This window comes from Nonomuraea sp. NPDC049637, assembly GCF_040675235.1.
Taxonomy (GTDB): Bacteria; Actinomycetota; Actinomycetes; order Streptosporangiales; family Streptosporangiaceae; genus Nonomuraea.
In genome coordinates this window covers 95,290-106,666 of sequence record NZ_JBFAOM010000004.1, presented here as the reverse complement: position 1 = coordinate 106,666, position 11,377 = coordinate 95,290, and the positions used below count along the sequence as shown (strand labels likewise).

General features: G+C 74.8%; 12 protein-coding genes. 8 read left to right on the top strand and 4 right to left on the bottom strand.

Annotation, left to right across the window (positions count from 1 at the left end; translation table 11 throughout):
* Positions 1 to 15 precede the first annotated feature (15 nt).
* The 7 genes from paaA to AB0J71_RS07270 are packed head-to-tail and all read left to right on the top strand — an operon-like array spanning position 16 to position 5,465.
* Positions 16 to 981 (top strand): 1,2-phenylacetyl-CoA epoxidase subunit PaaA, encoded by a 966-nt coding sequence (paaA, locus tag AB0J71_RS07300; protein WP_352324189.1) that lies wholly within the window; start codon positions 16 to 18, stop codon positions 979 to 981.
* Positions 978 to 1,271 (top strand): 1,2-phenylacetyl-CoA epoxidase subunit PaaB, encoded by a 294-nt coding sequence (gene paaB, locus AB0J71_RS07295; RefSeq protein WP_352324188.1) that lies wholly within the window; start codon positions 978 to 980, stop codon positions 1,269 to 1,271. Before paaA ends, paaB begins: the two co-directional genes overlap by 4 nt.
* A 13-nt stretch (positions 1,272 to 1,284) precedes the next feature.
* A complete protein-coding gene (gene paaC, locus AB0J71_RS07290) occupies positions 1,285 to 2,190 on the top strand; it encodes a 1,2-phenylacetyl-CoA epoxidase subunit PaaC (RefSeq protein WP_352324187.1) in 906 nt (301 codons plus the stop codon).
* Positions 2,187 to 2,729: a 1,2-phenylacetyl-CoA epoxidase subunit PaaD gene (gene paaD, locus AB0J71_RS07285; protein ID WP_352324186.1), complete on the top strand. Its 543-nt coding sequence runs from the start codon at positions 2,187 to 2,189 to the stop codon at positions 2,727 to 2,729. Before paaC ends, paaD begins: the two co-directional genes overlap by 4 nt.
* Before the next feature lies 1 nt (position 2,730).
* A complete protein-coding gene (gene paaE, locus AB0J71_RS07280) occupies positions 2,731 to 3,816 on the top strand; it encodes a 1,2-phenylacetyl-CoA epoxidase subunit PaaE (RefSeq protein WP_364413246.1) in 1,086 nt (361 codons plus the stop codon).
* 57 nt (positions 3,817 to 3,873) lie between these two features.
* On the top strand, positions 3,874 to 4,614 hold the full coding sequence (locus AB0J71_RS07275; protein WP_364389634.1) for an enoyl-CoA hydratase/isomerase family protein: 741 nt from the start codon (positions 3,874 to 3,876) through the stop codon (positions 4,612 to 4,614).
* Positions 4,611 to 5,465: a 3-hydroxyacyl-CoA dehydrogenase family protein gene (locus tag AB0J71_RS07270; RefSeq protein WP_364413244.1), complete on the top strand. Its 855-nt coding sequence runs from the start codon at positions 4,611 to 4,613 to the stop codon at positions 5,463 to 5,465. The genes AB0J71_RS07275 and AB0J71_RS07270 overlap by 4 nt, the downstream gene beginning before the upstream one ends.
* Here the strand turns inward: AB0J71_RS07270 and AB0J71_RS07265 are convergent.
* Complete coding sequence (locus tag AB0J71_RS07265; protein WP_352329965.1) at positions 5,453 to 6,097, bottom strand: TetR/AcrR family transcriptional regulator; 645 nt, start codon at positions 6,095 to 6,097, stop codon at positions 5,453 to 5,455. The genes AB0J71_RS07270 and AB0J71_RS07265 overlap by 13 nt on opposite strands.
* 124 nt (positions 6,098 to 6,221) lie before the next feature.
* Between AB0J71_RS07265 and AB0J71_RS07260 the strand changes: the two genes are divergently transcribed.
* Positions 6,222 to 7,064 carry a PHP domain-containing protein gene (locus AB0J71_RS07260; protein ID WP_364413242.1) on the top strand — a complete coding sequence of 281 codons (843 nt, stop codon included), beginning with the start codon at positions 6,222 to 6,224 and terminating at the stop codon, positions 7,062 to 7,064.
* A 16-nt stretch (positions 7,065 to 7,080) separates the two neighbouring features.
* Here the strand turns inward: AB0J71_RS07260 and AB0J71_RS07255 are convergent, their stop codons facing one another.
* The 3 genes from AB0J71_RS07255 to AB0J71_RS07245 are packed head-to-tail and all read right to left on the bottom strand — an operon-like array spanning position 7,081 to position 11,376.
* Positions 7,081 to 7,803: a tyrosine-protein phosphatase gene (locus tag AB0J71_RS07255; RefSeq protein ID WP_364413240.1), complete on the bottom strand. Its 723-nt coding sequence runs from the start codon at positions 7,801 to 7,803 to the stop codon at positions 7,081 to 7,083.
* Positions 7,800 to 9,410, bottom strand: a complete 1,611-nt coding sequence (locus AB0J71_RS07250) for a beta-N-acetylhexosaminidase (RefSeq protein ID WP_352329969.1) — start codon at positions 9,408 to 9,410, stop codon at positions 7,800 to 7,802. The genes AB0J71_RS07255 and AB0J71_RS07250 overlap by 4 nt, the downstream gene beginning before the upstream one ends.
* Before the next feature lie 16 nt (positions 9,411 to 9,426).
* Complete coding sequence (locus AB0J71_RS07245) at positions 9,427 to 11,376, bottom strand: NPCBM/NEW2 domain-containing protein (protein WP_364389631.1); 1,950 nt, start codon at positions 11,374 to 11,376, stop codon at positions 9,427 to 9,429.
* Between the last annotated feature and the right edge of the window lies 1 nt (position 11,377).

Genomic DNA, 11,377 nt, shown 5'->3' with positions numbered 1-11,377 from the left:
TGTCTCGGAGGGACGATGACCACCACGCCGGCGGAGCCGGACCTGGAGGAGCGGCTGCAGTCCGCCTTCGACGCGACCATCGCGGGTCACGACCGGATCGAGCCCCGCGACTGGATGCCGGAGGCGTACCGCAGGACGCTCGTCCGCCAGATCGCCCAGCACGCGCACTCCGAGATCATCGGCATGCAGCCGGAGGGCGAGTGGATCGGGCGTGCCCCGTCGCTGCGCCGCAAGGCGATCCTGCTGGCCAAGGTGCAGGACGAAGCCGGGCACGGCCTCTATTTGTACTCCGCGTGCGAGACGTTGGGCGTCTCCCGCGCCGAGCTGACCGAACTCCTTCTGGCCGGGAAGCAGAAATACTCCTCGATCTTCAACTACCCGACGCTGTCCTACGCCGACGTCGGCACCATCGGCTGGCTCGTGGACGGCGCCGCGATCTGCAACCAGGTGCCGCTGTGCCGCACCTCCTACGGCCCGTACGGCCGCGCCATGATCCGCATCTGCAAGGAGGAGTCCTTCCACCAGCGGCAGGGCTACGAGCTGCTGATGACGATGATGCGCGGCACGCAGGCCCAGCGGGAGATGGTCCAGGACTCGGTCAACCGGTTCTGGTGGCCCTCCCTCATGATGTTCGGCCCGCCCGACGACCGCTCCCCCAACAGCGAACGCTCGATGGCCTGGGGCATCAAGCGCAACTCCAACGACGAGCTGCGCCAGAAGTTCGTCGACATGACGGTCCCGCAGGCCAAGGCGCTCGGCGTCACGCTGCCCGACCCCGACCTGCGCTGGAACGAGGAGCGCGGGCACCACGACTTCGGGCAGCCGGACTGGTCGGAGCTGGCCGCGGTCATCCGCGGCGACGGGCCGTGCAACGCCCAGCGGATGCGCCACCGCCGCGCCGCCCACGAGGACGGCGCCTGGGTGCGCGAGGCCGCGTCGGCGTTCGCGAGCCGTACCGCGGCAGGGGCGGGCGCCCGATGAGCGCCGACCGGCGGGAATGGCCGCTGTACGAGGTGTTCGTCCGGGTCAAGCGCGGGCTCAACCACGTGCACGTCGGCTCGCTGCACGCCCCCGACGACGCGATGGCCCTGCGGCACGCCCGCGACGTCTACACCCGGCGCAACGAGGGCGTGAGCATCTGGGTCGTGCGCTCCGACGCCATCACGGCCTCCAGCCCGGACGAGAAGGACCCGCTGTTCGCGCCGAGCGGCGACAAGGTCTACCGGCACCCGACGTTCTACGACATCCCGGGCGACGTCCCGCACATGTGAGAGGGGGTCCAGCGTGAGCGATGACCACGAGAGCATCTTCGACGGCCTGACCGGCGGGGACTCCGCGCAGTGGGCGTTCGGCACGGACTTCGAGGACCCGCTGGCGGGCGTGGACACCACCGTGCCCGACGGGGTCGGCCACGCCGAGCTGGCCGCGTACTGCCTCATGCTCGGAGACGACGCGCTGGTCATGTCGCAGCGGCTCACGGAGTGGTGCAGCCGCGCCCCCGACCTGGAAGAGGACATCGCGCTCGCCAACGTGGCCCTCGACCTGCTCGGGCAGGCCCGCCTGCTGCTGGCGCGGGCGGCCGCGGCCGACCCCGGCGTGGTGCCCGCGCTGCCCGAGGGCTCGCCGGTGCCGCCGGAGGACGCGCTGGCGTTCTTCCGCGACGCCGGGCAGTTCAGGAACGTGTGGCTGGCCGAGGTCGCGAACGGCGACTTCGCGCACGTCGTCGTGCGCCTGCTGCTGTTCTCCACGGCCCGGCTGGCGCTGCTGGAACGGCTGTCGGCGAGCGCGGACACGGTGCTGGCCGCCGTCGCCGCCAAGGGCGTCAAGGAGGTCGCCTACCACCGCGACTGGGCCGGCCGCTGGTTCCTCACCCTGGCCCAGGGCACCGAGGAGTCGCGCCGCCGGCTCGACGCCGCGCTCGGCGAGCTGTGGCCGCTGCTGGCCGAGCTGGTCACCGCGCATCCCGTCGAGCGCGCGCTCGCCCGCTCGGGCGCCGCCGTCGAGGCCGCCGCGCTGCGCGCCGACGTGGACGCCGTGCTCGGCCAGGTGCTGACGGTGAGCGACGTCCCCCGCCCGCCCCTCGAAGGCAGGCCAGGCGGCGGCCGGGACGGCGTCCACACCCCGGCGCTGGCCGACCTGCTGGCCGACATGCAGTCGGTCGCCCGCGCCCACCCGGCAGGCCGCTGGTGACCGCCGCCGAGCACGCCGGACCCGCGCCCGGGGACGCCCGTGAGCGCGCCATCCGGGCCGCGGAGGGGGTGCGGGACCCGGAGATGCCCATGCTCACCCTGGCGGATCTCGGCGTGCTGCGCGGCGTCGAGCTGCGGCCCGGCCCGGACGGCGCGGTCGTGGTCGCCTCGATCACCCCGACGTACACCGGCTGCCCGGCCATGGCGACCATGCGCGACGACCTCGTCCACCGGCTGCGGGAGGCGGGTTTCCCGCGCGTCGAGGTGCGGGTCGTGCTCGACCCGCCGTGGTCGAGCGACTGGATCTCCGAGCGCGGCCGGGACGCCCTGCGGGCCGCCGGGCTGTCGGCGCCAGGACCGGCCCGGCGCACGTCCGGGCCGGTGCCGCTGACGCTCGGCCCGGCCAGGCCCGCCCCGGCCTGCCCGCGCTGCGGCTCCCGGGCCACCCGGCTGACCTCCGAGTTCGGCGCCACCGCCTGCAAGGCGCTCTACGCCTGCGCCGACTGCCTGGAACCGTTCGAGCATGTCAAGGAGATATGAGATGACCACGCTCGCGCCCGCGCCGGCCCGGGCGCACGCCGCCTTCCACGAGCTGACCGTGGCGGCGGTCGACCACCTGTGCGAGGACGCCGCCGCGATCACCTTCGCCGTGCCCGGCGAGCTGCGCGAGGCGTACGCCTTCCGCGCGGGCCAGTCGCTCACCCTGCGCCGCTTCGTGGACGGGCGGGAGGAGCGGCGGTCGTACTCGATCTGCGCCCCGGCCGGGGACGCGCCGCGCATCGGCGTCCGCGAGATCCCGGACGGGCTCTTCTCCTCCTGGCTCGTCCGCGAGGTGCGGCCGGGCACGCGGATCGAGGTGCAGACCCCCACCGGCTCCTGGCAGGCCGACCCCGCCCCGGGCGAGCGGCATCTGTGCGTGGCCGCCGGGTCGGGCATCACCCCGATGATGTCGGTCGCCTCGACGGTGCTCACCCATCCCGGCGCGCGGGTGTCGCTGCTGTACGGCAACCGCAGCAGCCGCACCGTGATGTTCGCCGAGGAGCTCGGCGACCTGAAGAACCGGTACGGCCCGCGCTTCCAGCTGGTCCACGTGCTCTCCCGGGAGCCGCGCGACGTCGAGCTGTTCTCCGGCCGGCTGGACGGCGACCGGCTGCGGCGGCTGTTCACCGAGCTGGTGCCGATCGAGACGTTCGACCACGTCTGGCTGTGCGGGCCGCTGCGCATGGTCGAGGACGCCCGCCGGGTGCTCGCCGAGCTCGGCGTCCCGGCCGCGAAGGTGCACGTCGAGCTCTTCTACGTCGACGCTCCCCCGCCTCAGCCGAGGCGGCCCGAGGGCGTGCCGGCGGGTGCGACGACCGTGCTGACGACGGTGCTCGACGGAAGGCGCACGACCGCCACCGTCTCGCGCGAGTCCACCCTGCTCGACGGCGCCCAGCAGACCCGCTCGGACCTGCCGTTCGCCTGCCGGGGCGGGGTCTGCGGCACGTGCCGGGCGGTGGTCCGCGAGGGCGCGGCGGACATGCGCCGCAACTACGCGCTGGAACCGGCCGAGGTGGACGCCGGTTTCGTGCTCACCTGCCAGACGTTCCCGGCCGGCGACCGTGTCACCGTGGACTACGACGCCTGACCCCGACGCAGAGGAGTTTTCCGTGACGACAGCCCGCGCTCCCCAGGCGGAGCGCCCATGACCCTCATCGTCGAGGAGGGCGCCGACCGGGTGGTGTGGCGGCTCAACCGGCCGCAGGTGCGCAACGCGATCGACCGGGAGCTGGTCGCCGCGCTGCACGAGGCGTGCGCCGCCGTCGAGGACGAGCCGCGCGTCGTGCTGCTCACCGGCGAGGGCACGACCTTCGCCGCCGGGGCGGACATCGCCCAGCTCCGCGACCGGGACCGGGGCGACGCGCTGCGCGGCATCAACTCCAGGATCTTCGACCGCATCCACCGGCTGCCGATGCCGACCATCGCCCTCGTGGACGGTTACGCCCTGGGCGGCGGGGCCGAGCTGGCCTACGCCTGCGACTTCCGGATCGGCACGCCGCGCACCCGGATCGGCAACCCGGAGACCGACCTCGGCATCCTGGCCGCCGCCGGGGCCGCCTGGCGGCTGGCCGAGCTGGTCGGGGAGCCGCTGGCCAAGGAGATCCTGCTCGCCGGCCGGGTGCTGACGGCCGAGGAGGCGCGGGCGGTGCACCTGCTCAACGACGTCGTCGAGCCGGAGGACCTGCTCGCCGCCGGTCACCGGCTCGCCGACCGCATCGCGGCGCGGGCGCCGCTGGCCACCCGGCTGACCAAGGCCGTCTTCCACGCCCCGCGCGCCGCGCACCCGTTCGTGGACGACCTGGCCCAGGCGGTCCTGTTCGAGACCGAGGAGAAGCACGCGCGCATGACGGCGTTCCTCGACCGGCGGAAGGAGCGACGCTCATGACGTCCCCATCGACACTGCCCCAGATCGTCGGCGTCTTCGGCGGCGGGCGGATGGGATCGGGCATCGCGCACGCCTTCCTCGCCGCCGGCAGCCGGGTCGTCGTCGTGGAGAGCGACCCGCGGGCCGCCGCCCAGGCCCTGGAGCGGGTGACCGGCAGCCTGGCCAAGGCCGAGGAGAAGGGCAGGCTGGGCAGCCCGCTCCAGGACGTCCTGTCCCGGCTGCGCACGACGGCCGACCCCGCCGAGCTGGCCCCGTGCGAGCTGGTCGTGGAGGCGGTGCCGGAGGACGCGGCGCTCAAGGCCCAGGTGTTCGCCCTGGCCGAGCGGCAGGCGCCGGATGCGGTGCTGGCCACGAACACCAGCAGCCTGTCGATCGGCGGGCTCGCGGCCGGCCTGGCCGCGCCGGAGCGCTTCATCGGGCTGCACTTCTTCAACCCCGTCCCGGTCAGCGACCTCATCGAGGTCGTCGTCGGCCCGCGGACGGACCCCGAGCTGGTCGAACGGGCCCAGGAGTGGACGCGGGCGCTGGGCAGGACGCCGGTCACGGTGGCCGACTCGCCGGGCTTCGCCAGCAGCCGGCTCGGCGTCTGCCTGGCCCTGGAGGCGATGCGGATGCTGGAGGAGGGCGTGGCGAGCGCGGCCGACATCGACACGGCCATGACCCTCGGCTACCGCCACCCGACGGGCCCGCTGCGCACCACCGACGTGGTGGGCCTGGACGTGCGGCTCGCCATCGCCGAGCACCTGGCCCGCGAGCTCGGCCCCCGGTTCGAGCCGCCGCGGATCCTGCGCGACCTGGTGGCCGCCGGGCATCTCGGCCGCAAGACGGGCCAGGGCTTCTACACCTGGTGAGCGCCGGGCGCGTGCCCGGCCAGGCCGTCGAAGGCGATCGCGGTGACGGCGTCGGCGACCATCGCCCGGTCGTAGGCGCCGTCCGGGCGATACCACTCCACCAGCGAGTTGACCATGCCGAACAGCAGCCGGCTGACCAGCGCGGGCGGCACGTCATCGCGCAGCGCGCCCTCGGCGACGGCGTCGGCGACCAGCGCGGCGAGGCGGTCGTCGAGCCAGCGGCGGCGTTCGAGCGCGGCCAGCTCGACCGGGCTGTTGCCGCGCACCCGCAGCAGGAGCGTGACGCTCGGCTGGTGGGCGACCAGCACCTCGACGCTGCGCCGCACGACCTCGCGCAGGCGTTCGTAGGCCGTGCGGCCGGCGGCGTCGCGGGTGGCGGCGGTCACGGCGGCGGTGAGCTCGTCGAGGGCGTCGTCGAGGGCCTGGCCGAGCAGCTGCTCCTTGCTCGTGACGTGGTGGTAGATGGCCGGCTTGGTCAGGCCGAGCTCCTTGGCCAGGTCGCCCATGCTGGTGGCGTCGTACCCCCTGCGGTTGAACAGCTCCACCGCGGCGCGCAGGATCGCGGCCTGGTCGTAGCCGGGCCGGCCGCGCCCGCGGCGCGGGGCGGGCCCGGCGGGCTCGGTCGTCGTCACGGAAGCCAGCATCTCACGGCAGATCAGACCTCCTCCCCGGGGCGGCCGCACCCCCCCGGGACGCCGGGACGCTCGCGGGGTACAGTCGTGACGATCTTCTCCTACCCTCCGAGGAGTGAGCCCCGTGACGTTGCCCGCCGACAGCCATGTGCACAGCGAATGGTCCTGGGACGCCCCGAAGGGCGACATGGAGCGTTCCTGCGCGCGGGCGGTGGAGCTCGGCCTGCCCGCCATCGCCTTCACCGAGCACGTCGACCACACGGTCTGGACGGTCGACCCCGGCGCCCTCGACGGCCACGACCACCTGCTCGCGCTGACGACGCCGGACGGTCACCTCCCTCCCCCGGCCTTCGACGCCGCCGGCTACCTGGAGGCGGTCGAGCGGTGCCGCGAACGGTTCCCGGAGCTGCGCATCCTGAGCGGCCTGGAGCTGGGCGAGCCGCACCGGCACGCCGGGGAGGTCGCCGGCGTGCTCGCCGCGGGGCGCTTCGACCGGGTGCTCGGCTCCCTGCACAGCCTGCCCGCCGGCGACGGGTTCTGCGAGCCGCCCGGCCTGTACGCCCGCCGCGCCGCCGCCGACGTCCTCCGGGACTACCTGGCCGAGATCCCCGAGCTGGTCGCGGGCAGCGACGTGTTCGCCGTGCTGGCCCACGTCGACTACCCGGTGCGCTACTGGCCGCGGGCGGCCGGGCCGTTCGACCCGGCCGACTTCGAGGAGGAGTTCCGGCACGCGCTGCGGGTGACCGCCGGGTCGGGCCGGGCGCTGGAGATCAACACGGTCCTGCCGCTGCACGCGACGCTGCTCGGGTGGTGGCGGGAGGAGGGCGGGCAGGCCGTGACGTTCGGCAGCGACGCCCACGAGCCGTCCGTCGTCGCGCGCCGGTTCCGGGAGGCGGCCGAGCTGGCCCGGGCGCACGGCTTCCGCCCGGGCCGGGACCCGTACGACTTCTGGGGCCGTACGGGTTGATCCCCCTCGCGTCCCCCTAGCGGTCCACCAGTCGGGCCCGGAGCAGGGCCAGGTCGTCCGGGGGCAGGCCGCCGGCCAGCAGGTACGCCTGCGCGCCGCCGTGCCGGTCGTCCAGGTGGGCCAGGGCGGCCAGCATGGTGTCCGCGGTGACCTCGGCGAACAGGCGCAGCGCCCTGGCCCGCCCCGCGTCGTCGTCCAGGGCGGCCAGGTGGTCGTCGAGGCGCAGGCAGACGGCCGTCATGGCGTAGTCGGCGGCGATCTCCTGCCGGGAGACGCCGGCCAGCGAGAGGGCCAGCGCGACCGCCAGCCCGGTTCTGTCCTTGCCGGAGTGACAGTGCAGCAGGACGCCCCCGTCCGGCGCGTGGGCGACGGCCGACAGGACGGCGGCGAACCGGGCGGCGCCCCGGTCGAGGATCACCCGGTAGATGCCGGGCAGGGTGTCGTCCAGCGCCTCCAGGACGGTGTCCTCGTCCCGCAGCACGGGCAGGTGGCGGCGGCCCGGCACGTCGGGACCGGGGTCGGCCCGGCACTCGGCGGCCAGCCGGAGGTCGGCGACGAGCCGGATCCCGTGCGCCCGCAACGCCGGGACGGCCGTGCTCCTCGGACGGTCGCCCCGCACCAGCGCGCCCCACCGGATGCGCCCGCCGTCCTCGGTGGGCAGGCCGCCGAGGTCGCGCACGTTCTCGCAGCCCGGCCAGCTCAGCACCCGGCCGCCCGACGGCGGCTCCAGGGGCCTCACGCGAGGTCCCGCAGGTTGCTGGTCCAGGCGTCGATGGTGGCCTGCCACTCCTTCGGGTCCTCCGGCCGACCGGGCACGCCGGGCCTGGTCTGCCAGGGCAGCGGCCCCGACTCCGGCCGGTACTCCACCCCGATCGCCGCCAGCCGCGGCAGGTGACCCGCCAGCCGCGCGCGGAAGTCCTCCAGGTCGCGCCCGGGCGGCCCCCAGACGGTCTCGGCGAAGGCCGCCAGCCGGGGGAAGACCATGTAGTCGACCCGCCGGTTGGAGTCGATCAGCTCCGTCCAGACCCCGCACTGCGCGCCGAGCACCCGTTCCGCCGCCGGGTCGTCGCGCAGCTGCGCGGGCACGGGCTCGAAGGCGTAGACGTCCTCCAGGGCGAGCACGGTCCCGAACGGCACCGGCTCGTCCTCGCCGGGCCCCTGGCGGTAGTCGAAGTAGACCTGGGTGTTGGAGCAGTTGATGACGTCGTGCCCGCGCCGGGCGGCGGCCACCGCCCCGAGGTCGCCGCGCCAGGAGGCCACCACCGCCCCGGGGGCGAGGCCGCCTTCCAGGATCTCGTCCCAGCCGACCAGGCGGCGTCCCCGGGCGGTCAGGTAGTCGTCGAACTGGTGGATGAACCAGCTCTGAAGCTCCTCCTCGTCGCGCAGGCCCAGTTCCCTGATCCGGCGCTGCGCGGACGGGCTCTCCCGCCACTGCTCCTTGCGGCACTCGTCGCCGCCGACGCACACGTACGGGCTGGGGAACAGCTCCAGCACCTCGTCGAGCACGTTCTTGAAGAAGGCGATGGTGGCGTCCTCGGCGTTGAGCACGTTCCGGCCGATCCCCCAGGTCGTGCGGACCTCCAGCGGCGTGCCGAGGTTGCCCAGCTCCGGGTAGGCGGCGATGGCGGCCTGGGTGTGGCCGGGCAGGTCGATCTCGGGCACGACGGTGACGTGCCGGGCGGCGGCGTAGGCGACGATCTCCCTGAGGTCGTCCTGGGTGTAGTAGCCGCCGTGGGGACGGCCGTCCATGGCGCCGTTCCAGCCGGTCTGGCTCTCCCGCCGCCACGCGCCGACCTCGGTCAGGCGGGGGTAGCGCCGGATCTCGACGCGCCAGCCCTGGTCGTCGGTCAGGTGCAGGTGCAGGACGTTGAGCTTGTGCAGGGCCATCAGGTCGATGAAGCGCAGCAGGTCGTGTTTGGTCATGAAATGCCGGGCGACGTCGAGGAGGCAGCCGCGCCAGCCGAAGCGCGGCTCGTCCTCGATGTGCGCGCCCGCCGCGACCAGCGGCTCGGCGGCCGGCGACCGGCGGTAGGCGGCGGCGGGCAGGAGCTGCCGGAAGGTCTGCGCGCCGTAGAAGGCCCCGGCGGGCCCGCCCGCGTCGATGGCGACGCCGTCGTCGCCCACGCTCAGCCGGTACGCCTCGGGGCCGAGGCCGTCGCCCAGCCCCAGGGTGATCGTCCCCGGGCCCGGCGTGCCGGGCAGCAGCTCACCTCCGGTGACCTGGCTGAGCTCGGCGCGCAGCCAGGCGGCCACCCCGGCGAGAGCCGGGTCGGCGGTGAGCGCCGTGCGCCCGTCGAGGACGAACCTCCCGCGCCTGGTCCCGTGGCTGACGGGCCTGGGAACGATCTTCAAGTGCATCTCCTCACTGACAGGTGACGGTGGCGTCGGCGAAGTCGGCGTGGTCGGAGGTGGCGTTGTCGCCGCCGTTGGTCGCGACCAGCCGGACGAACCGGGCGCCCGCGACGGACGCCGTGACCTTCCTGGCGGGCATGGCGCCGGTCAGGACGCCGGAGTGCGCGACCCGGCCGCCGTCGGCCCACACCTCGAAGTCGGCCGATCCGGCCTGGCCGACCTCGTCGTCGATGCCGGCCTGGAACTCGACCGTCGTGCACCGGCCGGCGGTGTGGAACTCGATGTCGGCGGGGGCGTGCGTGCCCAGGCCCTTGGCGTACCGGACGCCCTCGACGGTGATCGGGCGGCCGTCGCCGGCGGCCCGCTCGCCGTTGCTGGTGTCCTTCTCGACCGGGCCGAAGTAGTTCGTGGCCCTGGTCCAGGCCAGGTCGCTCAGGTAGGTGCGGCCCGAGCCGGGCGCCCTGGCCACGATGACGACGGCGACGGCGCGCCGGTCGCCCTGGGTGAAGGCGACCTCGTAGGTGCCGGGCGCGGCGCCCGCGGGCGGGGTGACCGTCCAGGTGACGGTGAACGTCTCGGCGGCGCCGAGCCGGGCGGTCCTGGCCGGTGTGCGGGCCTCGGCGCGCCAGCCGTCCGGCGCGGACGCCTTGACCTCGACGTCCCGCAGCGGGGCGGTGGCCCCGGTGTTCGTGACGCGGGTGACCAGCTCGCCGGGCACGCCGGGCTCCAGCACCGACGGGCGGTCCTCGCCGAGGAAGCGCGGCGGGTCGGCCTCGAACGTCACCAGCGGCGGCGCCTGCTCCCGGCTCTCCGAGACCCGGTAGAGCACCGCCGCGTGCGCCGGGACCTGCGCCGACAGCACGTCCTTCGTCGAGCTGACCGCGCCGGACCACAGCTCCTCGACCCGGTGGCGGGAGCCCGCGCCGAGCTTGGTGGAGATCACCGCGGCCCGGTCGCTCTCGTTGAACAGCGCGATCGCCCGGTCGCCGCCGTCCAGGGGCTTGGCCAGGACGTGGTACCAGCCGTCGGAGGAGACGAGCCGGCCGTGCGCGCCCAGCCGGTCCTGGTCCACCGCGATCACCTTGGGGTTGGCGACGACGGCGGCCGGCGCCTTGGCCGGGTCGGCCTGCAGGACGAGCGGCGCGGCTCCCATGGCCCACAGGGTGAACTGGGCGCGGTACTCGGTCTCGGTCATCCCGCCGCGCCCGGCCTGGATCAGGTCGGGGTCGGCCCAGCTGCCCGGCCCGGCGTACTCGGCTCTGAGCTGGTTGGTCTCCCAGATGTCGACCATGCTGGGGTAGCTGTCGGGGATGGGCTTGTTGTAGACGTTCGTCCGCCAGGTGGTGGCGCCGGCGTCCTTGCCCCACAACCAGGGCACGGTGCTGCCGTCCTCGTTGTTCATGGCGAACACCACGCCGTCGCCGAGGGCCTGGCGCATGCGCGGGTAGAGGGTCTGGGCGATCTGCTGCACGTTCTGGCCCGGGAAGTCGGCCGTCGGGACGTTGCACCAGTCGTACTTGACGTAGTCGGCGCCCCAGGCCCTGAGCTGGGCGGCGTCGGCGGCCTCCTGCTTGTAGGAGCCGGGGCCGCCGCCGGAGCACGCCTTGGCGCCGGCCGACAGGCTCAGGCCGAGCTTGAGGCCCTTGGCGTGCAGGTCGTCGGCCAGCGCCTTGACGCCGCCCGGGAAGCGGGCCGGGTCGGCGGCCAGGGCGCCGCCGCTGCGCTGGGCGGCCAGCCAGCAGTCGTCGAGCACGACGTACCGGTAGCCGAGCGGCGCGAGCGGGGCGAGGGCGTCGGCGGCCTGGCGGACGGCCGCCTCGGAGACCGAGCAGCCCAGGGAGCGGCTGCTCCAGCCCATCGGGGGCGCCGCGGCCGCCGCCGCGGTCGCCGCGGAACCGGGTAAGGGCGCGAGGGGCAGGGTGAGGAGGGCCGCCGCGGCGGCGGCCGTGATCGTGCGCATG